Source organism: Longimicrobium sp., from assembly GCF_036388275.1.
Taxonomy (GTDB): domain Bacteria; phylum Gemmatimonadota; class Gemmatimonadetes; order Longimicrobiales; family Longimicrobiaceae; genus Longimicrobium.
Window position 1 is genome coordinate 71,794 of sequence record NZ_DASVSF010000061.1, and the last position, 24,346, is coordinate 96,139.

The following is a 24,346-nucleotide window of genomic DNA, read 5'->3' on the forward strand; positions in this document are numbered from 1 at the left end:
GAAGAGTTCCTTCCAAATTAGTGATACCCTCGCCGAGCGCAAGAGGTCCAAGGCGGACTGCTCGCGAAGTGAGGTGCGCCAAGTCGTCCGAAGCGCGGTTCAGGTCTCCCCCTCCCCTGCGAAGCGGGGGACGGGGGACGGGGGGAGGGGCCCACCCGCGGCATGCACCGGCACCCTGTCGAACCGCACTCGACGTTCTCCCCTCTCCCGCGCAGTTTGCGGGGGAGGGCCGGGGGAGGGGGAACCAGGAGCCGGGCCGAGGCCTTGGCTGCCGTGGCCGCTTCCGCGCCCGGGCTGAAAGGCGCCCAATGTTAGATCCTTCGGCCCGCGGAGAATGATGTACGGGCAGGTGTCGCTCGCCTGGGCCTCAGGATGACAGGCTGCCGTGGCGGTCGCAGTTACCGTGGCGGCCGCTGTTACCGTGGTGACCGTCCTGACCGCTGTTACCGTTGTGACCCAACGCAGTTCGGCCCGTCCCGGCAGCTGCCGGGACGGGCCGAATCACACCTTCACGCCGAAGCTCAGACCGGAACGGGCAGCAGCATCCGGAACGAGTTGCGGGCGCGGTTCAGGCGGCTCTTCACCGTGCCCACGGGAATCCCGATCTCCTCGGCGATCTCCTCGTAGGTGCGGTCCTCCACCTCGCGCATCACGAACGGAATGCGGTGGTGCTCGTCCATCCGCTCGATGGCCATGTCGATGGCCTTGCGCAGCTCGCTGCGGTACGCCTCGCGCGACGGATCGGCCGCGCCGCTGGCGAACTCCACCGGGCGGGCCGGGGCCCCCGACGACGTGGCGTCGGGACGCAGCTCCGAGAACGCCGTCTCGCGGCGGCGCGAGCGGTTGCGGAACTCGTTCTTCAGCAGGTTGTTCGCGATCGTGTGGATCCACGTCGAGAACTTGCGGCTCGGATCGTAGCTTTCACGCGCGCGATGGATGCGCAGGAAGGTGTCCTGCGTAAGGTCCGCCACGCGCTCCTCGTCGTTCAGGCGCTTGCGCAGGAATCCCTGGATCCGCGGCTCGTACCGCTGCACCAGCACGTCGAAACCGGCCTGGTCGCCCTGCGTATATCGGGTAAACAGCTCTTCGTCGGCCAGGTCGCGCAGCGCCGCCCGCTCCCGGTTCACCTCGTCCAGCCCTTCGATGCTGGACAGGCGCACACGGTCGGTACGCAGCCCCCGGCTAGGGGCGTGCGTGGGCGCTTCGAAAAGCGCGGCCGTCTTGCTGAGGTCGATTGCGGTCTTCATGCCGAGGAATCTAATGCCTCGGCGAGCTTTTGTCGAGGGTTGGGAGAGCTTTTCCGCCTGGTTAACCCGTTGTTAATCTGGCACTTACACACGTTCGGGAACGTCCCTGCGACGCTGGCGTACGCGCGTGCGGGCATCCGCGACGTTGAACGCCAGGAAGATCACCGACCCCAGCGCCAGGCTCAGGTAAAAGGTCAGCATCCGCCACAGCGCGGTGACGATGCCGATCAGCCCCGCGGGGAGCAGGGCCTGGTACACCACGTAGAACATCGCTTCCGCGCCGCCTGACGCGCCCGGCGTGGGAACGAACATCATTCCCGTGAAGATCACCCACTGCAGCAGGAAGAAGAGCACCGGGTCTACCGGCGCCTTGAAGAAGTACGCCAGCGCGGTGACCACCGAGTAGCGGCAGGTCCACTGCACGGCGGTGATCAGCACCGCCAGCACGAACCGGCTCTTGCCCCGGGTGATCACCAGGTCCTTTACCGTCCGGAAGTCGTGCCGGGTCTTGCGCGTGCGCCGCTTGAACCGCGCGGCGAACTTCAGCCCCCACGCCCGCGCCTTTTGGCCCAGCGCGCCGCGAAGGATCGCGCGGAACAGCAGGCGCACGAGCACGATCAGCACCGCCAGCCCCACCACCACCAGCAGCACCTTGCCCCGCAGCTCCCGGCCGATGGAGCGCAGTACCGGAAGCTCCCACGCCTCGGAGATGATGATGGAGGCCGGGATGGCGAAGGCGAAGAACACCAGGTCCTCGATGTACCCCAGCGTGACGATGGACGCCGCCTGCCCCTGGGGAATGCCCTTCTGCACCATCATCCCCCAGCGGAACACCTCGCCGCCGGACGACGTGGGAAACACCGACGAGGTGAGCTCCGCGCCCAGCGTCACCCGGAACATGTCGCGGAAGCTGACGCGGTGCCCGATGAAGCGGGCCCAGATCAGCAGGCGCAGCGTGTTGGTGACCCAGGGGAGCAGGGCCAGGACGATGGCCAGGTACAGGTAGCGCCGGTCCAGGCTGCCCAATTGCCGCAGCACGTCGTGGTCGGTGGCGAACCACGACAGCGCCAGGTTGCCCAGCACGCCGAAGGGCACCAGGAACATGGCCATCCGCAGCACCCGGTCCAGGTGCTTCGAAAGCTTGCCGGGCTCAGTTACGGGCGCTGCCGTGGGCGTCATGGGCGACGGGGCGAACGGTGGGTGTCGATCACTCGGGCATAGCTTTCTTGCAGGCGGCCGTTGATGGCCGCCCAGTCGCGCTCGGCGGCGGCGGCGCGCGCCTGGGCGCCCATCCGCGCGCGGCCTTCCGGGTCGCGCAGCAGCTTCTCGACGGCCAAGGCCAGGTCTTCCGGGTCGTTCGGGCGGGCAATGAACCCCGTGCGCCCGGGCTCCACCAGGTCCGGCGGGCCGCCGCGGTTCACCACCACCGTAGGCAGCCCCGAGGCCTGCGCCTCCACCACCACGTTGCCGAACGTCTCCGTCGTAGACGGAAAGACGAACGCGTCGCCCGATGCGTACCAGCGGGCCAGCCCCTCGCCGGACTGGTGCCCCGCGAAGAAGGCCTCGGGGAGGTCGCGCTCCAGCTCGCCACGCATGGGCCCATCCCCTACGAGCACCAGCCGGTAGTTGTTTCCACGCTGCCGCAGGATGCGGTCCATCCGCACCAGGTCGGCCATGTCCTTTTCCTTCACCAGCCGGCTGACCATCAGCACGATGGGCACGCCGTCCCCCGCGCCCGCCTGCCGGCGCAGCTCCGGGTCGCGGTGGCCGGGAGAAAAGCGGGCGAGGTCGATGCCGCGCGACCACAGCTCGGTGTTGCCGATCCCCTGTTCCGCCAGCTCGGCGATGATGCTGTGCGATGGGGCGTACACTTTGCGGCACCGCGCGTAGAACCGGCGCAGCATCCGCCATCCGAACGGCTCCAGCGCGGGAACGCCGTAGTAGCGGAAGTACGAGACGAAGTGCGTGTGAAAGCTGCTGACCGCGGGCACGCCGTTCCGTTCGGCCCACGTCTGCGCCCGCGACGCCATGGGCGTGGGGCTCACCAGGTGAACCAGGTCCGGCGCCCACTCCCGCAGCTCGCGCGCGATCCCTCGCCCCAGCGGCAGCGACACGCGGTAGTCGGGGTACAGGGGAAAGCGGACGAACTTCACCGGCCGCACCCGCCCGCTCCACGACACCTCGGATCCGGGCACGAAGGGCGAGTAGACGCGGAACTCCACGCCCTGGCGCTCCAGGAACCCGAACAGCTGCGCCAGCGTCCGCGACACGCCGTCCACGTGGGGGAGCAGGCTTTCGGTGAAGTACACCACCCTCATGGGGCGGCGGCCCGGCACGTCGGATTCGGTCGGCTGCACGGCTGGCTGAACGGGTTGCGGCGGGAATGCCCCGCCAATCTACGGCGTCGGCGCCGCGGCAGACAGGCTGACGGTGGATGCAGGGACGGGCACACCCCAAATCCGCCGTCGCTTGACATCATCTCCGCGCGGCATACATTCACCGCATCCAACCTGCCCGCCCCCCGCGCACCCGCCCCCGCTCTTGCGGCGGGGTGCACTTCCGGCGGGCGTAACCCCGGCCGCGTCCGCGCCGCCGGACGTTCCCGATTTGCCAGAGAGGATTCGATGTCCGACGAGCGCGAGGATACGACGATCTACACCGCCGTGATGAACCACGAGGAGCAGTACTCCATCTGGCCGGCGGACCGCGAGCTGCCGCTGGGCTGGACCGCGGTGGGCACGCCGGGGCTCAAGCCCCAGGTGCTGGCCTGGATCGAAGAGGTGTGGACCGACATGCGCCCCAAGAGCCTCCGCGACAAGATGGCCGAAGCCGGCCTCGGTTGAGCCTTCTACGGCTGTTGAACGAGCGAGGCCCCTTCCCCCGGAACCACGGGGAAGGGGCCTCGCTCGTTGCGGCACGGCGCCTGATCAGCCCTTGCCGCGCCCGCCGCTCTTGGCCGCCGTCTTCCGGGCCGAGCCGGACTTGGCGCCGCCCGACGCCGACTTCGACGCCGTCTTGCTGGCCGACTTGGCCGCGCCGCCCTTGCCCGAGGCCGACTTGCTGGCCGTCTTCGCCCCGGTGTCGGCCGCGTTGCCGCCGCCCTTGGCGCTGGACTTCGCCGCCGTCTTGCTGGCGGTCTTGGCGCCGGACGAACGGCCGCGCTTCGGCGCCTCTTCCTCCTCTTCGCCGTCCTCGCCCTCTTCCATCGCGGCCGAGATCAGCTTCAGCGACCGGACCGCGCTGCGCTCGATGAAGCTGGCCATGGCCTCTTCCTCGCGCAGGCTTTCGCTGAGCAGCGCCACGCACTCGTTCTCACCCAGGGCCTGTGCCAGGGCGATGGCCGAGCGGTAGCCGGCGATCTCGTAGTGCTCCACGCGCAGGCCGTTGCCCAGGTCGAACGCTTCCAGCATGGGCGCAGACGGCTCTTCTTCGCGGACGAAGGAGTCGTGCTCCTCCTTGAGGCCGATGGCGGCGTGGCACTTTTCCGCTACGGCTTCTTCGCCGATCACCTCGAAGGCGCGCTTGAGCCGCTCGATCTGCTCGTACGTCTCCGTCAGGTGCTCGTCCAGCCGCTCCTTCATCTTGGGGTTGCTGCTTTCCCTGTTCATGGCGCCGAGCATCCGAAGGATCTTCTGCTCGGCATAGAGCATGTCGCCCAGTTCGTGCTTCAGCAGCTCCTTCAATTCCGTCGCGGGCATGGCGTGCGCCTCCGGGGTGATTGGGGTTCAGGTCAGACGTGCGTGCGGCGGCGGCCCACCACCAGCCGGTACAGGAACAGCAGGATCAGGGCGCCCACGACGGACCCGATGAGGCCCACCCGGTTGTCGCCCCCGCCGAACAGCATGCCGCCCACCAGCGACCCGGCGATGCCCAGCAGGATGGTGACGATGATGCCGCCCGGGTCTTTCCCCGGCATGATGAGCTTGGCGATGGCGCCGGCGACCAGGCCGATCAGGATCATCCACAACATGAGCCCCTCCCCCTCTGATTTTCGTGTACCCCGGCGGCTCCCCCTGGACCCGCCGTCGGGCGCCGCTCAACGCAGACTCCGTGCCCAATCGGGCAGTCGCCGCCAAAATGTTCTCCGGCTTGCTTTTTTGCCCCGGAACGATACGGTGTTTCCTACTCGTCGTGGCGGATGGAGCCGCGGTTGCGCTTGGTCTCGGAGCGCTGCTTCTTGTCCTGCAGCCGCGCCTCCTTGGCCGCGCGGGGAATGCGCGTCTTCCTGCGGGGCTTGGGGATGACGAGCGCTTGGCGGACGAGCTCCACGAAGCGCCCGGTGACCAGCTCCTTGTTCTGGTGCTGGCTTCGCTCGTCGCTGGCGGCCAGCAGCAGCACGCCCTCCTGGCTGATGCGGTTCGTCAGCTTTTCGAGGATGCGCGCCCGCTGCTCCTCGGTCACGCTAGGCGACGAGCCGACGTCCCAGGTAAGCTCCACGCGGCTGGACGACGTGTTCACGTGCTGCCCGCCGGGGCCGCCCGACCGCGTGGCCTTGTAGCCCAGCTCCGCGCGCGGAATCCACAGCGAGTCGTTGATCTGCAGGACGGTCTCTTCGTTCATCCCCTGGTGCTTCCCGGATTCTTCTGGCGGCCGGCGGCGTTGCCGGGCGTGCGGCGCGGCCACAATCTACTCCGTTCGTGACGGCGGGCACGCCTCTGGCAAAGCCCCTGCCGCCCTGACCCGAACCCGAGAGGAGAACGCCGGAATGCCGCAGCCCACCGCGTCCCAGACGAGCGCCCGCACGCCGCGCCACTACCACCTGATCGGCATCGGCGGGACGGCCATGGCGTCGCTGGCCGGCCTGCTGCGTTCCGCCGGGCACCACGTGACCGGCTCGGACGAGAACGTGTACGAGCCCATGGCCACCCAGCTTCGCGGCCTGGGCATCGACTACGCCGAGGGGTACTCGCCCGCCAACCTGGACGTGAACCCCGACATCGTGGTCGTGGGCAACGCCATCTCGCGCGGAAACCCCGAGCTGGAGGCCGTGCTGGAGCGGCGGCTTCACTACACGGCCGCGGCGGTGGTCATAAAAGACGAGTTCCTGCGCGGCAAGCACGTGCTGGCGGTGGCGGGAACGCACGGAAAGACCACGACTACGTCGCTGCTGGCGTGGATCCTGGAATCGGCCGGGCTCAACCCGTCGTTCCTCATCGGCGGCATCGCAGAGAACTTCGGCACCTCGTTCCGGCTGACCGACTCGGAGTTCTTCGCCATCGAAAGCGACGAGTACGACACGGCGTACTTCGACAAGGGCCCCAAGATGTGGCACTACCTGCCCGTCACGGCCATCGTCAACAACATCGAGTTCGACCACGCCGACATCTACCGCGACGACATCGCCTACAACTTTGCCTTTGCGCGGTTCATCAACCTGGTGCCCCGCAACGGCGCGCTGGTGGCGGGATGGGACTCGCCCCTGGTGCGCGAGCTGGCCCCTGCGTCGCACGCGCCCATCGAGTCGTTCGGCTACGGCGACGAGTCCGCCGGGGCAGACGGGCACCCGCGCTGGACGGCGCGCGACGTGTCGTTCGGCGAAGAGGGCACGCGCTTCACGGTGCTTCACGACGGCGGGGAGTGGGGGGAAGTCCGCACCCCGCTGACCGGCGCCTTCAACGTGCGGAACTGCCTGGCGGTGATCGCCGCGGCCGAGTCCGTGGGGGCCAACCGCGAGGGCGTGCTGGAGGGGCTGCGCACCTTCGCCAGCGTCAAGCGGCGGATGGAGGTGCGCGGCGAGGTGCGCGGGGTAACGGTGATCGACGACTTCGCCCACCACCCCACGGCCGTGCGAGAGACGATTGACGCGGTGCGGCAGCGCTACCCGGGCCGGCTGATCGTGGCCGTGTTCGAGCCGCGCAGCTACACGGCGCAGCGCCGCGAATTCCAGGAGGCGTACCGCTTGTCGTTCGCCGGGGCCGACCGGGTGGTGCTGGCGGGGCTCTTCCATCCCGAGCGCTACACCGCCGAAACGGCGATGAACCCGCACGAGCTGATCGACGCCTGGCGCGCGGAGGGCAAGACGGCCGACTTCATCCCGGAGCCGGACGACATCGTGGCTCACCTGACGCCCGAGTTCAAGGGTGGAGAAGTAGTGCTGGTGATGTCGAACGGCGGCTTCGGCGGCATCCATGGCAAGCTGCTGGACGCCCTGGGCTCGTAGGCCATTTCGGCCTCGAAGGAGACGCACGGACACACGTCGCTGTCATCCCGACGGAGCGGCCAAGCCGAACCCGCGGCCGCACCGCCGCCTGCAGCGACCGAGGGATCCGCCACACAGCGCGCGTGACGCAAGAGAGCCGCGGCTGCTCGTGCCAAGTCCCTCGTCATCAGACGAGAGAGGTCTGAGCCGGCCGAGCCGCGGTGATCATCCGCCGAGTGTGTGGCGGATCCCTCAGTCGCTGCGTACCTCGGTGTGCGGTCAGGTGGGGCGGGGTCGCTCCTTCGGGATGACAGCGCGATGCCCTCCGCTGTTCCTCCGTGTACTCCGTGCCCTCCGTGTGAGCCCCGTTGTTTTTGCGGACGGACGGCGTCGGTTCCGAAACATTTCGGGCGCACCGGCGTACACGGGAGCGCACGCCGCGTGGTTGCCAGCACGACCGCGCGGCGGCTATCGTTTGTGACCCAATGCGACAACGGCCGTCCGCCCTCACCGACGGCGCCCGGCCGCTTTTCCCCGAGATCCCGATCGTGGCGAAACCCCCGAACGACGCTCCCTCGCGCCGCCGCGCCGACACCGAGCCGCACCACTCCGCGCCGCTCAAGGGCCAGCGGGCGCGCAAGGCCGTAAAGAGCGGGGCGACCGCCACCGCGGGCGGCGCGGTCGAGGGCATCAAGTCCGTGCTCTGGGCCGTGCTGCTGTTCTTCGTCATCCGCACGTTCATCATCACCGCGTACTCCATCCCGTCGGAAAGCATGGAGGAGTCGCTGCTGATCGGCGACTACCTGATGGCGAACAACGCGCTGTTCGGCGCCACCATCCCGTTCACCAGCATCAAGCTTCCCTCCATCCGCGACCCGCACCCCGGCGAGATCGTGGTGTTCCGCCCGGGCTACAACGAGCCGCGCATCGACGTGGTCAAGCGGGTGATCGGCGTTCCCGGCGACACGCTGCAGATGCGCGACAAGGTGATCTACCGCAACGGCAAGCGGCTGGACGAGTCCTACGCGCGCTATCTGGACGAGGGCGACGACCCCATCCCCGAGTTCGGTTCCGGGATGATGATGGACCCCACGGTGCGCACCGACGCGTACGGCTCGCACAACCACTATCCGCTGCTGGTGCCGTCCGTCGACAAGCGCGCCTACCGCCCCAGCCGCAACAACTGGGGGCCGCTGGTGATTCCGCCCGGCAAGTACTGGCTGATGGGCGACAACCGCGACCGCTCGCTGGATTCGCGCTTCATGGGCCCGGTGCCCCGCGTGGACATTCGCGGAAAGCCGCTGTTCATCTACTTCTCGTACGACAAGATGGATGCGGACGCGGCGTTTCCGCGGCCCATCACCGCCGCGCGCTGGGACCGGTTCTTCGACCGCGTGCGATAGAAGCGTTCCGCCCGTGGCGCGACGGGGTGGGGACGTGCAGGTACGAAAGACGCGGAGGCGCCGGGGAGAAATCCCTGGCGCCTTTTGCGTTCCGCACCTGGACGAGATCCGGTCGACCCCAATGAGCCTGTCGCTTCCCGCAGCCCCCGCGAGCCTCGCGCACCTTCCCGATCCCCCCGGGCCGGAGAAGCGTCCCTCGCTGCGCCATCTGCTGGCGTTTCGCCGCGACCCGCTGGGCGACTTCCAGCGCATGAGCGCCCGCTGGGGCGACGTGGTGATGTTCCACCTGGCCAACCGCCGCGCGTACCTGCTGACGCACCCGGACCTGGTGCGCGATGTCCTGGTCACCCATCACCGCAACTTCATCAAGAGCCTGGCCCTGCAGCGTGCCCGCGTGCTGCTGGGCAACGGCCTGCTGACCAGCGAGGGCGAGTTTCACCTGCGCCAGCGGCGCCTGGCGCAGCCCGCGTTCCACAAGGACAAGATCGCCGCGATGGCCGCCGCCATGGTGCGTCACGCCGAGCGCACGGCCCAGTCGTGGCGGCCGGGGATGGAGTTCGACACCGGGCGCGAGATGACGCGGATGGCGCTAGCCATCGCCGGCGACACGCTGATGGGCGCCGACGTAGGAGCCGAGGCGGAGGAGATCAACCGCTCGCTGACGGACTCGCTGGCTCTCTTCGACCGGCTTCACAACCCATTCGCGCCCCTGCTGGACCGGCTGCCCGTACCCGGCACCCTGCGGATGAAGCGTGCGCGCCGCCAGCTGGACGCCACCATCTACCGCGCCATCGACCTGCGCCGCCGCTCCGGCGAGGACCGCGACGACCTGCTGGGCCTTCTGCTGGCGGCACGCGACGAGGAGGGCGACGGCGGCGGGATGACGGACCTTCAGCTTCGCGACGAGATGCTGACGTTGTTCCTTGCGGGCCACGAGACCACGGCCAACGCGCTGGCGTGGACGTGGCACCTGCTGGCGCAGAACCCCGACGCCGAGTCGCGCCTTCACGACGAGCTGCGCACCGTTCTCGGCGGCCGCGCGCCCGGCGCGGACGACTATCCGGCGCTGCCGTACACGCGGGCGGTGCTGGCGGAATCCATGCGCCTGTATCCACCGGCGTGGACCATCGGGCGGGAGCCGCTGGAGGACTTCGAGGCGGGGGGCTACCGCATCCGCGCGGGGAGCATCGTGCTGGTGAGCCCCTGGGTGGTGCACCGCGACGCGCGGTGGTGGAGCGAGCCCCTGGAGTTTCGCCCCGAGCGCTGGCTGGGCGATGCCGAGGCGTCGCACCCGCGGTACGCGTACTTTCCGTTCGGAGGCGGGCCGCGCAAGTGCATCGGCGAGGGGTTCGCGTGGATGGAAGGCGTGCTCGCCCTGGCCACGCTCGCCCGCCGCTGGCGCCTGCGCCCGGTCCCGGGCGCGGCGCCCACCCCCCAGCCCCGCATCACCCTGCGCGCCATCGGCGTGCAGATGCGCGTGGAGGCGGTGTGAGGAGGGGCCGGCCGGATCTGCACTCTTGGCCGTCAGTGTTGTACAGTTTATATTTCACCCGCTGCTCTGAAGCGCGCGCGTTGGCGAGCCCGTTTTCGTCCGCACGCACTCCCTGAGACTGTCACGACGGAGGTAGACATGATCCGCACGATCGGCCGGCTCTTGGGCGTACTCCGCCCTGCGCGCCGCGTTATTGCGGGGCGCATCAGCCGCAACGACACGGAGCATCTGCGCAGCTCCCGCGCGAACGAAGCGCGGCTGAATGCCGCCATCGCGGAACTGAACGCTGGCCGCGGCACGCTGACGAGCATGTGGGACGTGGGCAGCCGCTTTCGTGAGGCCGGTGCCCGATAGGTGAGATGTGTCATCCCCGGGGGTAGAACCCCGGGTCCTCCTGGCCCGCGGGCCAGGAGCCATTGAACACCGATGAATGAGCCGGCCCCGCGGAATCGATCCGCGGGGCCGGTCTGCGTTCAGAACTCGCCGTCGTCGCCGATGGGGGCGCCCGGCGGGATGGCGGGCGGCGTGATGCGCTGCTCCGGGGTGTACTCGCGCTCCAGGAAGCGCGTGATGTCGGCCGTCAGCAGGGCGCGGTGCGCCTGTTCGGGGCTGCTGGGCGTGTGCTCGAAGCCGTAGCTCGTGCGGATCTGCATCAGCTGCCCGGCGGCGACCGCGCGCACCTGCGGCATGGGCGCCGTGCCCGCGAGGCGCATCAGGTGCTCCACGACCACGCGCTCCACCGCGCGGTCGATCTCCGCCAGGTACGGGTCGGCGTGGCGGCGGCCGAAGGTGCCGCGCACCAGCTGATCCAGCGTCCACTCCAGCCCCGGCATCGCCGGGTTCAGGGCGTTCTGCTGCACCAGCCGCGCGGCGCGCTCGTCGTTCAGCAGCAGCCCCACCGTCAGGTCCGCCGCCGAAGCCGCGGGCGACACCGCGTCGAAGCCCAGCCCCGTCCAGCGGTTGAACAGCTCGCGGTGCGCGCCGTACGTGAACGGGCGCGGGGGGATCAGCTCCAGCAGAGGCCGAGGCATGGCGAGCTCCGCCGGGTCCAGCGTCAGCATCAGGGCCTCGAGCGCGGCGCGCTGCACGCTGGCGGGAACGGGCGTCAGCGGGTCCTGCCGGTCGCCGCGCAGCGCGTACGTGTACGACATCCCGCCCAGCACCTTCACCGCCGCCTCCGCCTGGTAGCGGTGGTGAAGGTACAGCGGCACCAGCGCCTCCTCGATCGTCGCCAAGGGCCGTCCCGCGCGGATGGCCCGCTCTCCGAAGCGCTCCAGCGCGGCGCGCCGCACCGCCATCGTGCGCCGAAGCTCGGCGGCGGCGTCAGCACCGTTGTCCCACAGGTGGGCCTGGGGGTGAAGGCCGCCGGGCGCGCGCGCATCCTCGTCCGTCACGAACGTCAGCCCGCGCCCGCGGGTGTCGGCCAGGATCCCTTCCAGCGCGGTGCGCTCGTCCATCCCCGCGGGAAAGTGCTGGTATCCCCAGGTGATGGCCAGCTTGTCCCAGGCCCCGATCTCGGCCGTGTACGCCTCGGACAGGTCGATGGTGCCGTCCGCGCGCAGCCTCACCTGGGGGTGGGGGTAGTCCATCACCGACGCGCGGCCCTGCGCGCTGGCGACGTAGTTGTGGGCCAGCCCCAGCGTGTGCCCCACCTCGTGCGCCGAAAGCTGGCGGATGCGGGCCAGCGCCATCCGCTCCATCTCCGGCGGGATCTCCGTCCCGGTGGCGTACGGCGCCAGCAGCCCCTCGGCCAGCAGGTAGTCCTGCCGCACCCGCAGGCTGCCGAGCGACACGTGGCCCTTGATGATCTCGCCCGTACGCGGGTCGGTGACGGTGTTGCCGTAGCTCCATCCGCGCGTGGAGCGGTGCACCCACTGGATGACGTTGTAGCGCGCGTCCAGCGGGTCCATCCCCGGCGGCATCACCTCCACCCGGAACGCGTCGCGGTAACCGGCGGCCTCGAACGCCTGGTTCCACCAGCGCGCCCCCTCCACCAGCGCCGAGCGGATGGGCTCGGGCGCGCCGCGGTCCACGTAGTAGACGATGGGCCGCACCGGCTCGCTGACCGCGGCGGTGGGATCTCGCTTCTCCAGCCGGTGGCGCGAGATGTAGCGCTGCACCACCTCTTCGCCCACGGGGGTGGCGTAGTCGAAGAACGAGATGCCGAAGAAGCCGGCGCGCGGGTCGCTGCGGCGCGGCTGGTACCCCGGCGGGGGAAGCGCCACGAACGAGTGCCGCTGGCGGATCGTGACGGCCTCGGGCGTGGGCGCCACGGTGCGGACGAGGGCGCCCGGGGCGTCGCCGGTAAAGGTGAGCGTCACCTCTACCTCGGTGTTGCGCGGAAACGCCTTGGTGTTCGGCAGGTACAGCGCGCTGCGGGTGGCGTCCAGCTTGTAGTCGCCCTGGCGGGCGCGCTTGAGGGCGGGGATCACGCCGTGCGCGTCGCGCAGCACGAAGTCCGTCGCATCCACCAGCACCCGCCCGTCCGTCTCGGCCCCGACGGTAAAGCCCCACAACACCGACTGCGCGAACGACTCTTCCACCGCGCGGCGCTCGTCGGGGTCTTCGCTCACCGCGCGGTAGGCCTGGTTGGGCTGCACCATCAGCACGCGGGGGCCCACGCGGTCGAAGCGCACCAGCCGCTCGCCGCCGATCTGCCCGCGGTCCAGCCCCACGTCGTTGGAGCCCAGCCCGGAGGGGAGCGAGACGACGTAGATCAGCTCCTCGCCGGCGCGGGGGATCTCCATCCACAGCTTGCCGGCGGCGACGTCCCAGTACACGGGGACGAAGCCGTCGCGGCGGTCCATGCCGCGCGTCTTTTCGGCGATGGAGGGGAGCGGACCTTGCGCGGCGGCGTCCAGGGATGCCGTAAACAGCGCGAGGGCCAGACCGGCTGCGGTCACGAATCGCGGTGCGGATCGCATAAGCCTTGCTTGGGAAAGTGCACGTGCGAGGGGCCGCGCAACGATAGGTGCGCGCGGCGGTTCCGGCAACATGAAAAGGCGCTGCAAGGCCCTTATCGCTACGAAGTAGCCAACGTGTGCACGATGTGGACGACGGACGTCCCGAGAGGATTTATTGTGGACAAAGTAGTCAAACCGGCGTCTCATTCGCTGCCGCACGCCGCGGGCTGACGTGGCCGCGGCGCCGGAGTTCCGCCCCATGCTCGCCACGCTCGCCCGCGACCTGCCGGCGGGCGGAGAGTGGACGTTCGAGCCCAAGTACGATGGCATCCGCGCCTTCGCCATCGTCACCGCGGGGGCCGTGGTCCTGCTGACGCGCAACGGCAACGACAAGGCGTCCCAGTTTCCCGAGCTGGTCGCAGCCCTCCGCGACCTTCGCGAACGCCACGGCGCCGACCTGGTGCTGGATGGCGAGATCGTCGCCCTGCGCGCGGGCCAGGTGGTTCGCTTCGAGGCGCTCGCCGGTCGCATGCACACCGAGAATCCCCGCTCCATCGCACGCCTTTCGTGCGAGCAGCCGGCGGCGTACGTCGCCTACGACCTGCTGCTCACCGGCCGCGACCCGCTGGTGCCGCGCCCCTGGTCGGAGCGGCGGACGTCGCTGGAGCGCGTGCTGGACGGGCGCGCGACGGACCGGGTGAGGCTGGGCGCCACCTCGCCGGACGGCGGGGCCATGATGGACGCCGCCCGCTGCGAGCAGTGGGAAGGGGTCGTCGCCAAGCGCACCGGCGCGCGCTACCAGCCCGGCGTCCGCTCGCGCGACTGGCTGAAGTTGAAGCTGGCGCCGCAGGAGGAATTCGTGATCGGTGGATGGACGGACCCCACCCACCCGGCGCGGAAGCTGGGGGCCGTGCTGCTGGGCCGGTACGGCGGCGACGGCCGGCTGCGCTACGTCGGCCACACGGGAAAGGGGTTCAGCGAGCGGATGCTGCGGTCGCTGCATGCCCGGCTGCAGTCGCTGGAGCGCGAATCCAGCCCGTTCGATCCCAAGCCGCGGCTCGTTCAGGCGCACCACTGGGCCGACCCGGTCCTGGTTGCGGAGATCCGCTACTCCGAGTGGACGGCCGCCGGAAAGCTGCGCGATTCGACCTTCCTGGGGCTACGCGACGACAAGAACGCCGCGGACCTGCTGCGCGACGTGACGGCGGCCTCGGAGTGTGCGGACGATGGCGGGTTGGGGCGCATCGAGGCCGCGCTGCGGGAGATCGAGGAAGGGGAGGGGAGCGGGACCGTCGAGGTGGACGGGGCGATGCTGGAAGTCGCCGGACTCGCCCGTGTCGCCTATCCGGGCTCGCGGTTCACGCGCGGAGACCTGCTGCGGTACTACGTGCGTATGTCGCCCTATGTCCTTCCCGTGATGCGCGACCGGCCGCTTGCCGTCGCCTACTTTCCCGGATCGCCCGGCAAGCGCCCGGTCTACCGCCAGAGCGCCCCGCCCGACACGCCGGACGGGGTGCGCGTCGAAACCGTGCAGGTGGGGCGCGAGCGGAAGCGGATGCTGGTGGGCGGCGGCCTGGCCACGCTGCTGTTCACCATCGCGCGCGGCGCCATCTCGCACGATCCCTGGCATTCGCGCGTCCCCGACGTCGAAGAGCAGGACTACGTGGTGCTGGACCTGGACCCGATGCCGGGCGCGTCGTTCAGCTGCGTGGTGGAAGTCGCGCGCGTGGCGGGAGAGGTGGTGTGCGATGCGGGGCTGGAGAGCCGGTTGAAGACGTCGGGGCGATCCGGCCTGCACGTCTACGCCCGGCTGCCGCCGGGCACCACGGTGCGGGCCGCGGGTGTCGTGGCCGAGCGCCTGGCGCGCGAGGTAGCCCGGCGCGCGCCGGGGCTGGCGACGGTGGAGCGGTCCACGACGCTCCGGCCGCGGGACAGCGTGTATGTGGACCACCTGATGTCGCGCCGCGGCGCCAACGTGGCCGGCGCCTACGCCGTCCGCGCCACGCCGGAGCTGACCGTCTCCGCCCCGCTCGCCTGGAGCGAGCTGTCCGACGCTCTCGATCCTCTGGACTTCACCGTGGAAACGATGCCCGCCCGCATTCGTGAGGTTGGTGATCTCTGGATGCCAACGGGCCGCGTCAGATTTGCGGAAGAGTGATCTGGTACGTGCACGTTTCGCCGCCGCGTGCCTTGCATGGCGTGCCCTCCACGGTTTCTACGATGCTCCGCGCGCCGAGCAGCGTGAAGGCGCTCTGGAGCAGGCCACGGTTGAAGTCGCACGGGTAGGGCGTGCTGGCGGTAACGGTGGCTTGGTGCGGGCCGTGAATGACATACGTGATTGCGTCAGGCGCCAACCCCCGATGATGCGTGTTGAAGGCGATGGGGAGCGAGTGCATCAAGGATTCGAAACTCATGATCTCGAACCCCGCGGGTGCACGGAACTTGAGCTTCCGTCCGATGTGAAAGAGCGAGTCCGCCTTCATCGAGATACCCACCTCGTCGAGGGCCTGTAGGTAAGAGGACAACGGGTACCACTCGTCGCTGGCTATGTCCGATAAATTGTGCTGGGAGAAGACCTTCCGGGCGAGCCTGCGATGAGGCCCGGGCCCGGTGGCGTCCAGCGTGGAACTGATGATTTTGCCGCTGACGAGTGCGATGGGGAAGTCGTGATTGGACGCGGTCATTGATAACCTTTCGGTAGCGAGGATACCGTCCGGAAGTTGCGTCGATATTGTCGCACATGGAGCGATTCAATGAATAATCGCGTGAGAGGTGTCCCGTCAAGCGGGATACTCGGGTCCTGGGAAACGGCTCGGACGAAGAAGCCCCGCGGCGCCAGGTGCGCCGCGGGGCTTCGTCGCTCTCCGCCGGGCCGCGTCAGTGCGCGGGGAGGGTGATCGCGTAGGTGCAGGTTTCGCCGCCGCGCGCCTTGCAGGGCAGGCCCTCGATCGGGTCTACGATGGGCCGGGTGGAGAGCAGCTTGGCGAAGAAGCCCTGGATGACGCCGCGGTCGAAGTCGCACGGATACGGCGTGCCGGTGGTGATGGTGCCGTGGCGCGGATCGGTGATGGTGAAGGGGATCACGCCCTGCTTCACCCCGCGGTGGTTCATGTCGTACGCCATGCCGAACGACGCCATCACCTTTTCGAACGTGTCGATCCCCGGCGGCAGCGGCACGTGGTTGGGAATCTGCCGGCCGATCTGGAAGAGGGTGTTGGGCCCCATCTTCTCGCCGATCATCAGCAGCGAATCCACGTACGGCCTCAGCGGATACCAGTCCTCGGGAGTCACCTCCTGGATTCCATGATCGCCCAGGATCTGCTCGCCGCGGCGGCGGAACGGCCCCATGGCGGCCAGCATGGAAAGGATGTTGCCCCCGCTGACGGTGGCGTCCTGGGGGATGCGGTCGAGGTTGGTCACGGGCCAGGGATGGTTCGGGAGAGCCGCCGGACCGCCGCGCGCAACGGCGGCGGCGGCGATCCATTGCGGTGACGCGGACGGAGCGAATGACAATAAATGTGGCCGTCGCGTCCCCTGTCAAGGACGCGGCGGCCATGTTCCCTCGCCCGTTACAGTTGCGGACGAGGAGGAGTGGACTGGATGAACGACTCCGGCTGTGCCGCCGATGTCGGAAAGCGGGAGTTTGCCCCGCGTTCCCCCGATCGCCTCAGGCGACCGCTGCCAACTCGGCGGGGTGCGGAGCCCCGACGCCGGCAAGCACGCCCGGCGTGGCGCAGACGATGGCTACCAGCGTCTCGTCGCCGTGGTCCAGCCCCAGGTAGCCGTCGCGCGCCCGGACGCGCACCCCGCCGGACTCGCGGCCTTGGAAGGCCTCCAGCTCGGGGTAGGGCTCGAAGCCGGCGTCGCGCATCCGGCGCACCCAGTTGTCCACCGGCTCGTGGCGCTCGAAGCGCGCCTCTTCGGCGTTGCCGACGATGTCGTCGATCTCGCGCGCAAAGAACATCTTCATCGCCGCCTTCGTCGGCTCATCCACCTCCAAGCTGTCGATCAGGCCAAAGGTGAGCCCGAAGTGGTGCCAGGCGGCCTGGAACCGCTCCATCAGGTCGGGGGAGTCGTGGTTGCTGCTGGGCTCGCACAGCACCACCGCGTCCGGCTCGAGCTCGCGCAGGCGGTGGAACAGGTCGTCGCGCGTCCGCCGCTCCGGGGCCGAGCGCACGTGGTGCACGGCAAAGGCGCCCAGCACCACCAGCGGCGCGCCGAACGAGGCGAACTCCGCCCAGTCGGCCTCGTCCAGGTCTTCCACCAGCTTGTGCACGGGATGGAAGGCGAGCTCGAAGCCCAGCGCCTCCGCGGCTTCGCCCAGGTTGAAGGAGGCCTCCAGCAGGCTTCCCGCGTCGGGCTCGATGGCGACCACGTTCAGCTTGCGGGGCAGGGTGCCGCGCTGGGCCAGCAGGTGCACCAGGGCCACCTCCTGCCGCCCCGAGCCGATGCCCACGTCCAGCAGCGTCACCTCGTCGTGCCCGCCCACGAAGCTCGCCAGCACCTCGTTGGCCAGCGGGCCGGCCATGGACACGGTGGGCAGGTGCTCGGCCAGCAGGTTGAACAGGGTGATCTGCGTCTTTTCGTACCGGCGCAGGTACAGGTTGATCTCGGCCGACTTGTCGGACTGCAGCCGCCGCGACAGTGCCGAGGCGAAGATGAAGTAGCGAAGGTCTTCGGGGCGCCCGGGCTGAAGCTGGCCGTCGACCAGGCCGGCCAGCAGGTCGCGGGCAACGGAGTCGCGGCCGGCCAGGTGTTCCTGCACCACGGCCACAAGGGAGGCGTACTTGCGAGTTTCCATGCGAGGGTTCCTCTGTGCGGAATGGGCGCGGGTGCGCCGGGGATTTGCCGCCCAGCCAGCCGGCTGGTGCGGCCCTGCGCTTTCGTTCTCCGACTCGGCGGAAAGGAAAGGCAGTGGCGGGTTAGCGCGCGTAGATCACGTCGTGGCGTTCGCAAAACTTAGCAGGGGTAAACGGCCCTGTAAAGTGGATATAGTTGACGCCACAGACGACACATGAAGTATACCCATGAAACACAGGTGAACACGGTGGATAACAAAAACACTGAATATTTTTAACACTTTTCCCGCCACAGGACGGACAATCGAATCCGGGGTTCGTCCGGGAGTATGGGACACCCGCGCCACACATGAAGCGGCGTGTGGAGTGATGAGGCTGCGCTTCGGGGGCCCGACGACGTGCACTCGACTCTGGTGTGTACCCCCTCTCCCAGGCTGTTTGTGGGAGAGGGTGGCACGCGTGTCAGCGCGGCCGGGTGAGGGCCCCCGCGGAGCCGAGGTCCAGGCATCCGTGACCGCTGCCGCGCCCAGGCTTGTACGGTTCCGCCGGTAGATCCTTCGGCCCGCGTGGCTCGTCGAGCGGGCGGGCACGCTGCGCCTGGGCCTGAATAGAAAAAATCCAGTTCGTCCAAATTCTTGGACGGCGCCCGCGCGCCTCTTTTTCATTCCTCAGGGTCGGCCGCAGGACGGTGACAGACTCAGGATGACAGGTGCGCTCTGGCGACCTCGCGGACTCGACTGGCTCCCATGAGCGTCGCTCTTGCGCGAAAGTAGTTTGTGATGTAAAGTGCTTTCATCGCGGCGGGTGAAACCTCCGGCCTTCCCGTCTCGTAGCGAACGCTGTCAGGGGGACGTGACTCCGGTTGCCTGCGCTGCGGGACCGACTTCGAAACGAAACCCTTGCCTCCACCGTCCTGGATCATTAGTGTACCAGTAGACTGGTACAGCGCTCACCCACTCACCCCGAGAGATCCTGCGATGCAGAGATTCCTGTTAGCCGTCCTTACCTGCTCGCTCCTGAGCGGCGGCGGCCCGCTCCTGGCCCAGACACCCCCCCAGCGCCCGCCCCAGCAGGGCGGTGCACCCCAGCCCCCCGCCGCCGGCCCCGGAGAAGTCCGCGGCACGGTGGTGGATGCTGGCACCAGCGCCGCCGTGGCCTCGGCCAGCGTGGCGGTGCGCAGGGCGGCCGACTCCACGCTCGTCGCCGGCGCCATCGCGCGTCCGGACGGGTCGTTCCGCATCGACGGGCTGCGCCCGGGCAACTACGTGCTCCGGGTGAGCATGATGGGGTACGCTCCCCAGACCTCCACCTTTTCGGTCACGCCCGCCGCGCCGCGGGCCAACGCGGGAAGCATCCGCCTGCCACGCGCCGCCGTGATGCTCGACGCCATCGAGGTAACGGGGCAGGCCCAGGCCGTCACCATCGCGCCGGACCGCAACGCCTACCGCGTGCGAGACGTGGCCCCCGCGGCCACCAGCGCCAGCGAGGTGCTGGAGTCGGTGCCCTCGGTGCAGGTGGATTCGGATGGCAAGGTGAGCCTGCGCGGGAACGAGGGCGTGGTGGTGCAGATCAACGGCCGCCCCGCGCCCATCAGCGGCGCGCAGCTGGCCGCCTATCTGAAGCAGCTTCCCGCCAACACGCTGGAGCGGGTGGAGGTGATCGCCAATCCGTCGGCCCGGTACGATCCCGAGGGGATGGCCGGCATCATCAACATCGTCCTCAAGCAGGGCGTGGACCTCGGCGTCAGCGGCGGCCTTCAGCTGGCGGCGTCCACGGCGGACCGCTACGCAGGGTCGGGCAACGTGGGGTATCAGGCCGGTGCCGTCACCTTCTTCGGCAGCTACGGCTACAGCACCGACGACCGCACCGTGGGCGGCATCAACGACCGCACGCGGCTGTCCGGCGGGACTCCGCTCTCCTTTACGGAGCAGGACATCACCGGCGGCAACGGAAACGCCGGCCACAACCTGAACGCCACCCTGGACTACCGGCTGAACTCGCGTGACGTGGTTTCCAACGCGGTCGCCCTGAACCTGCGCAACTCCAACGAAAACGCGCTGAGCGCCTACGGCGTGTTCAACGGCTCGCGGCTACTGCTCGACGAGTACCAGCGGGTGCGCGACACGCAGACCGACGCCTTCATGGCGGACTACACCCTGGCCTTCAAGCGCACGTACCAGCCGCAGCGGCACGAGTTCTCGGCCGAGGTGCGCGCCAATCGCCTGGCCGACGAGGACCGCGTGGATCTCTGGCGCCAGACGGCCCCCGGCCTGGGCTTGAGGGACGCGGAGCAGAACGTCACCGCGCTGACGATGTACCAGTTCACCGCGCAGGCCGACTACACGCGGTCGTTCGGGCAGCGCACGAAGCTGGAGACGGGGTACAAGGGCACCTCGCGCCTGCTGGACCGTGACTTCGACGTGCGCGAAGACCCGCTGGGCACCGGGGTGTGGGCACCCAGCGAACTGAGCAACGCGCTGGAGTTCGACGAGACCGTGAACGCCATCTACGGCGTGTACAGCCACGGCATCGGCAAGCTGGAGCTGCAGGGCGGGCTGCGGGCGGAGTACGCCAGCCGCGACTTCTCGCTGGCCAACTCCGGGGAAAGCTTTCCGTACGACTACACCAGCTTCTTTCCGAGCGGGCTGGTGAGCTACAAGGTGAGCGACAACACGCAGACCAAGCTCAGCTACTCGCGCCGCATCAACCGGCCCGGCAGCGGGCAGCTGAACCCGTTCCCCACGTTCTTCGACATCCAGAACGTTTTCGTGGGCAACCCCCGGTTGAACCCGGAGTACACCGACGCCCTGGAGCTGAGCCTTCAGCACTCGGGCGCGCTGGGATCGCTTCAGTTCTCGCCCTTCTACCGCCGCACCACCGACATCATCCGCGCCGTCGTGGACACGGACGACGTGGTGAACGGGCGCGAGGTGACCTCGGTGAGCTTCAAGAACCTGGACACGGGAACCTCCTGGGGCACGGACCTGAACGGATCGCTGCGCCTGGGCCAGACGTTCAACGGCCTGGCGTCGTTCAACGTCTTCAAGATGGTCACGTCGGGCACCGGCGGTGAGTCGAGCCTGGCTACCGACGCGGTGACGTGGATGGCGAAGTTCAACGGCACCTACAACTTCACGCCCCGCACCTCGTTCACGGCGCAGTACCAGTACCGCGCTCCCATGCAGATCGAGGGCGGCCGCTTCGCCGCCATGCAGATGGCCAACCTGTCCGTCCGGCAGAAGCTGTACGGCGAGAAGATGAACCTGACGCTGCGCGTGTCGGACCCGTTCAACACGATGCGCTTCCGCATCCAGGCGGGTGACGACAACATCATCCAGCTCACCGAGCGGACGCAGACCTCGCGCGCGCTGCACCTGACGCTGCAGTACACGTTCGGCCGGCCGCCGCGCGTGCGGCAGACCCCGCAGCAGCAGGACAGCGGCGGCACCCCGTTCGGCGGCCTCTGATCCTGGAACGGCGGTTTCACGCAGAGGACGCAGAGTAAAAAGAGAGGACGCAGAGAACCCCATTCGGTTCTCTGCGTCCTCTCCGTTATCCTCTGCGCCCTCTGCGTGCTGCTGTTCTGCCTGGTTCAGTCGTCGTGGTCGTCCCACTTGATGAACTCGAAGCCCGTGCGGCAGTGGTTGCACCAGTACTGCGCCACCGAAAGCTGCCCGCCGAACGGGTTGAGCAGCTTCGTATCCGTTCCGTCGCAGAACGGGCAGGGGGCAGACTCCGGGAGCCCGTCCACCCGGGCCGGTTCGGCGCGGGGCTCGGCCATCAGTCCAGCAGCAGGGCGCGGTTCTTGTCGCCGCGGGCGCGGGCGGCCGTCACCTCGTCCAGCTCGCCACCCGTGCGGCGGGTGCGCTCGTTCCATCCAATCCAGTCGAGCGCCGTGCCGCAGGCGAAGCCCTCCGCACCGCGCGACACGTCCAGCGCCTCCGCCATCCCGATCTCCTCCAGCACCGGTCCCACCTTGGCCAGGAAGCGCTGGCGGAGCGTCGTGGGGTCGTACGCGGACAGCCCCTCGCTCGTCAGCCGCTGCGTGCCCGCGGCCGCATCGTCCCCCAGCCACTGCAGCGCCTGCGGCATGTAGCGGCAGAGCGAGCTCTGCAGCTCGGGGCGCAGCTCGTCGATCGAGGCGATCTTGCGCACCCAGCCGGTGGCGTACTGGAAGTGAAAGCGCTCCTCGTCCAGCATCTTCTGCACGCGGTTGAGCGCCGGCGTGTAGCGGCTGTCGGCCAGCGCGCCGTACTGCGTGGCGAGCGCCGTGTCGATCAGCAGGATGCAGGCGATGAAGTCGCTCCACGATTCGAACCCGGCGTCCAGCGCGGGGTGGCTGCGGTACTCGGCGGCCGGGCGCTCGTGCTCCAGCACCTTGGGCTCGTCGCCGAAGTCGCCCAGCAGCGCATAGGTGAGGCGCGCGTGGCCCCACTCGTCCTGCGCCATGGACGACGCGGCGATTCCCGCCTCGAGCGTGGGCGCGCCCAGCATGCGCTCGCTGTAGCGCAGCCCCAAGACGCGCTTGCTGTCGGCCAGCGACAGGATCAGGTCGCGCAGCGCCTGGCGCGACTCGTCGGAGAGCTCCGATGCGGATTCGATGCGTGCTTCCGGAGAGGCGACGCTCATCGGGCCTCCTTCACGGCCATCTCGTTGCCGCCATACGAGCCGGTGCCGCGCGTGTGGACGATCTCCTGTGCGCCGTCCTGTCCCATCATCGTCACGAAGGTGCTGTGCTCGGGATCTACCGGGATGATGGCGGATCGCGGGATCACGCACATCTCTTCCCAGTTCTGCTCGTCGTATTCCTTCCACGCGTAGATGCGCGCCAGGTCGCCGTTCATGGCGTTCACGAAGCCGATGTGCCGCAGCGGCTCGCCGCGGTTCTTGCGGGCGAAGACTTCGAAGACCGGTTCGATCACGGAAGTGCGTGAGTGCTAGTGAATGCTGAAGTGCCAAGTGCCAGGTACCATGTGCCGGACCTTGGCACCTGGTACTCGGCACCTGGTACTATCCCCTACATCGACACGCCGAAGGTCTTCAGCGCCGCCCTGCCTTCGGGCGAAATCCGCGACTTGGTCCACGCGGGGGTCCAAGTCTCGATCACCCGTACTTCATCGACGCCCGGCTCGCGCTGCAGGCGGTCCTGGATGTCGTAGTGGATGAACGCCATGCAGGGGCAGGCCGTAGCGGTGAACGTAAGGTCCACCTCCACCGATCCGCCGTCCTGGCGCACGTCGTAGATCAGCCCCAGGTCCACCAGCGAGATGGGGATCTCGGGATCCATCACCTCGCGAAGCGCATCCCACAGCGGGCCCGTGCGCGCCTCGGGCGGAACGGGATAGGCGCGGGGCTCGTCGAGAACGGCGACGCCGCCGTCCTCGGCCCCGAACCGGTCGGGGCTCGTGGCGCAGGCCATCAGGCGGCAGCCAGCTGGGCGCGGAAGCCGCGGCCGTCCTGGATGGCCTCGATGAACTGCTTGTTCGCTGGGCCGCGGCGCTTCCAGCGCTCGAACACGGCTTCCCAGCTGATCTGGCCCTCGCCGAACAGCCAGCGCTTCTCGTCTTCGTCGTACTGGCAGGGGAAGGCGAAGTCCAGCACGAACTTCTGCTCGTCCTCGCTCCAGTGCGCGGGTACCTTGATGCCCAGCCCCTCGCAGAGCGGCACCGTAGACTGCATCCACGTCTGCCGAAGCTCGTCGTTGGTCATCCCCTTGAGCTTGTAGTCCAGCTGGCCCGAGTGGCGCTTCATGTCGTCGGGCAGGCCGAACCACTCCACCGCCATGGGGAACATCCAGTCCACCGCGCGCTGGATCTGCTCCTTGGCCTCGCCGCCGGCGTTGGCGAGGCGCTTCATCCACATCTCGCCGTGGCGCAGGTGGAAGGTTTCTTCCTGGTCCACCTTCACCAGAGCGCGCTTGAGCGGGCCGTACGACGTGTTCTTGAAGACGTCGCCCAGCAGCGTGATGCCCGCGCGGTCGTACAGGCCGTTGGCGACCACGAGCTCCGCCCAGTTCTCCAGCGGATGGTCGAAGCCGTACGGATGCTTGAACTCGTGCGGCTGCCGGCCGTACACCAGCTGTTCCTTGTCGAGCCCCAGGTCTTCCAGCAGGCGGTAGGCGATGTTGGCGTGTGCCAGCTCGTCCTGGATGATGGCCGTGGCGCTCACCATCGTGTTCGTCGACGGGGCGTCCTTGGCCGCGCCGAAGTACGCCGGCGCGGAGACGAGCTCCGTGTCGGCCTGCACCATCAGCTGCACGATCAACGCTTTCCGGTAGCCCTCGGTCATCTCGTCGGGATACTCGACGATGAAGCCGTTGTGGACCTTTTCCTTCAGCTCTTCTTCGGTATAGCGGGCCATCCG

At 68.8% G+C, this 24,346-nt stretch carries 22 protein-coding genes; 7 read left to right on the plus strand and 15 right to left on the minus strand.

The annotated features are described in order from the left end of the window. Positions 1 to 521: 521 nt before the first annotated feature. From VF632_RS14005 to VF632_RS14015, 3 genes are all read right to left on the minus strand, one after another. Entirely contained in the window at positions 522 to 1,247 is a 726-nt protein-coding gene (locus VF632_RS14005; protein WP_331023530.1) for an RNA polymerase sigma factor, read from the minus strand. Between the two features lie 84 nt (positions 1,248 to 1,331). Continuing rightward, positions 1,332 to 2,426 carry a lysylphosphatidylglycerol synthase transmembrane domain-containing protein gene (locus VF632_RS14010; RefSeq protein ID WP_331023531.1) on the minus strand — a complete coding sequence of 365 codons (1,095 nt, stop codon included), beginning with the start codon at positions 2,424 to 2,426 and terminating at the stop codon, positions 1,332 to 1,334. After that, positions 2,423 to 3,604, minus strand: coding sequence for a glycosyltransferase family 1 protein (locus VF632_RS14015; RefSeq protein ID WP_331023532.1), 1,182 nt, complete (start codon positions 3,602 to 3,604; stop codon positions 2,423 to 2,425). The genes VF632_RS14010 and VF632_RS14015 overlap by 4 nt, the downstream gene beginning before the upstream one ends. A gap of 267 nt (positions 3,605 to 3,871) precedes the next feature. Between VF632_RS14015 and VF632_RS14020 the strand changes: the two genes are divergently transcribed. After that, positions 3,872 to 4,090, plus strand: a complete 219-nt coding sequence (locus VF632_RS14020) for an MbtH family protein (RefSeq protein WP_331023533.1) — start codon at positions 3,872 to 3,874, stop codon at positions 4,088 to 4,090. A gap of 84 nt (positions 4,091 to 4,174) precedes the next feature. Here VF632_RS14020 and VF632_RS14025 read toward each other — a convergent pair whose 3' ends face one another. The 3 genes from VF632_RS14025 to arfB all read right to left on the minus strand — a co-directional run bounded on the left by VF632_RS14025 (position 4,175) and on the right by arfB (position 5,807). Further along, positions 4,175 to 4,945 carry a DUF892 family protein gene (locus VF632_RS14025; protein ID WP_331023534.1) on the minus strand — a complete coding sequence of 257 codons (771 nt, stop codon included), beginning with the start codon at positions 4,943 to 4,945 and terminating at the stop codon, positions 4,175 to 4,177. Positions 4,946 to 4,977: 32 nt separating this feature from the next. Further along, a complete protein-coding gene (locus VF632_RS14030; protein ID WP_331023535.1) occupies positions 4,978 to 5,217 on the minus strand; it encodes a GlsB/YeaQ/YmgE family stress response membrane protein in 240 nt (79 codons plus the stop codon). 152 nt (positions 5,218 to 5,369) lie between these two features. Continuing rightward, entirely contained in the window at positions 5,370 to 5,807 is a 438-nt protein-coding gene (gene arfB, locus VF632_RS14035; protein WP_331023536.1) for an alternative ribosome rescue aminoacyl-tRNA hydrolase ArfB, read from the minus strand. Positions 5,808 to 5,952: 145 nt separating this feature from the next. Between arfB and mpl the strand changes: the two genes are divergently transcribed. From mpl to VF632_RS14055, 4 genes are all read left to right on the plus strand, one after another. Then, complete coding sequence (gene mpl / locus VF632_RS14040) at positions 5,953 to 7,407, plus strand: UDP-N-acetylmuramate:L-alanyl-gamma-D-glutamyl-meso-diaminopimelate ligase (RefSeq protein ID WP_331023537.1); 1,455 nt, start codon at positions 5,953 to 5,955, stop codon at positions 7,405 to 7,407. A gap of 527 nt (positions 7,408 to 7,934) precedes the next feature. After that, the gene (lepB, locus tag VF632_RS14045) at positions 7,935 to 8,789 is read left to right on the plus strand and encodes a signal peptidase I (RefSeq protein ID WP_331023538.1); all 855 of its coding nucleotides are present in this window, start codon (positions 7,935 to 7,937) and stop codon (positions 8,787 to 8,789) included. A gap of 121 nt (positions 8,790 to 8,910) precedes the next feature. Continuing rightward, a complete protein-coding gene (locus VF632_RS14050; RefSeq protein ID WP_331023539.1) occupies positions 8,911 to 10,281 on the plus strand; it encodes a cytochrome P450 in 1,371 nt (456 codons plus the stop codon). Positions 10,282 to 10,419: 138 nt separating this feature from the next. Next, entirely contained in the window at positions 10,420 to 10,635 is a 216-nt protein-coding gene (locus VF632_RS14055; protein WP_331023540.1) for a hypothetical protein, read from the plus strand. A gap of 119 nt (positions 10,636 to 10,754) precedes the next feature. Here the strand turns inward: VF632_RS14055 and VF632_RS14060 are convergent, their stop codons facing one another. Beyond that, complete coding sequence (locus VF632_RS14060) at positions 10,755 to 13,184, minus strand: zinc-dependent metalloprotease (protein WP_331023541.1); 2,430 nt, start codon at positions 13,182 to 13,184, stop codon at positions 10,755 to 10,757. A gap of 232 nt (positions 13,185 to 13,416) precedes the next feature. Between VF632_RS14060 and ligD the strand changes: the two genes are divergently transcribed. Then, positions 13,417 to 15,342, plus strand: a complete 1,926-nt coding sequence (ligD, locus tag VF632_RS14065; RefSeq protein WP_331023542.1) for a DNA ligase D — start codon at positions 13,417 to 13,419, stop codon at positions 15,340 to 15,342. Here ligD and VF632_RS14070 read toward each other — a convergent pair. The 3 genes from VF632_RS14070 to VF632_RS14080 all read right to left on the minus strand — a co-directional run bounded on the left by VF632_RS14070 (position 15,323) and on the right by VF632_RS14080 (position 17,985). Then, positions 15,323 to 15,868 carry a hypothetical protein gene (locus tag VF632_RS14070; RefSeq protein WP_331023543.1) on the minus strand — a complete coding sequence of 182 codons (546 nt, stop codon included), beginning with the start codon at positions 15,866 to 15,868 and terminating at the stop codon, positions 15,323 to 15,325. The genes ligD and VF632_RS14070 overlap by 20 nt on opposite strands. Before the next feature lie 193 nt (positions 15,869 to 16,061). Continuing rightward, positions 16,062 to 16,604, minus strand: a complete 543-nt coding sequence (locus VF632_RS14075) for a hypothetical protein (RefSeq protein WP_331023544.1) — start codon at positions 16,602 to 16,604, stop codon at positions 16,062 to 16,064. Positions 16,605 to 16,851: 247 nt separating this feature from the next. Continuing rightward, the gene (locus VF632_RS14080) at positions 16,852 to 17,985 is read right to left on the minus strand and encodes a GRAS family protein (RefSeq protein ID WP_331023545.1); all 1,134 of its coding nucleotides are present in this window, start codon (positions 17,983 to 17,985) and stop codon (positions 16,852 to 16,854) included. A gap of 975 nt (positions 17,986 to 18,960) precedes the next feature. Between VF632_RS14080 and VF632_RS14085 the strand changes: the two genes are divergently transcribed. Continuing rightward, positions 18,961 to 21,450 (plus strand): TonB-dependent receptor domain-containing protein, encoded by a 2,490-nt coding sequence (locus VF632_RS14085; RefSeq protein ID WP_331023546.1) that lies wholly within the window; start codon positions 18,961 to 18,963, stop codon positions 21,448 to 21,450. 125 nt (positions 21,451 to 21,575) lie between these two features. Here VF632_RS14085 and VF632_RS14090 read toward each other — a convergent pair whose 3' ends face one another. From VF632_RS14090 to VF632_RS14110, 5 genes are all read right to left on the minus strand, one after another. Further along, a complete protein-coding gene (locus VF632_RS14090) occupies positions 21,576 to 21,764 on the minus strand; it encodes a hypothetical protein (protein WP_331023547.1) in 189 nt (62 codons plus the stop codon). Next, positions 21,764 to 22,612 carry a 1,2-phenylacetyl-CoA epoxidase subunit PaaC gene (locus VF632_RS14095; protein ID WP_331023548.1) on the minus strand — a complete coding sequence of 283 codons (849 nt, stop codon included), beginning with the start codon at positions 22,610 to 22,612 and terminating at the stop codon, positions 21,764 to 21,766. The genes VF632_RS14090 and VF632_RS14095 overlap by 1 nt, the downstream gene beginning before the upstream one ends. Further along, positions 22,609 to 22,905, minus strand: coding sequence for a hypothetical protein (locus VF632_RS14100; protein WP_331023549.1), 297 nt, complete (start codon positions 22,903 to 22,905; stop codon positions 22,609 to 22,611). Before VF632_RS14100 ends, VF632_RS14095 begins: the two co-directional genes overlap by 4 nt. 95 nt (positions 22,906 to 23,000) lie before the next feature. Then, positions 23,001 to 23,402, minus strand: a complete 402-nt coding sequence (locus VF632_RS14105; protein WP_331023550.1) for a metal-sulfur cluster assembly factor — start codon at positions 23,400 to 23,402, stop codon at positions 23,001 to 23,003. Further along, positions 23,402 to 24,343 (minus strand): Phenylacetic acid catabolic protein, encoded by a 942-nt coding sequence (locus tag VF632_RS14110; protein WP_331023551.1) that lies wholly within the window; start codon positions 24,341 to 24,343, stop codon positions 23,402 to 23,404. The genes VF632_RS14105 and VF632_RS14110 overlap by 1 nt, the downstream gene beginning before the upstream one ends. Between the last annotated feature and the right edge of the window lie 3 nt (positions 24,344 to 24,346).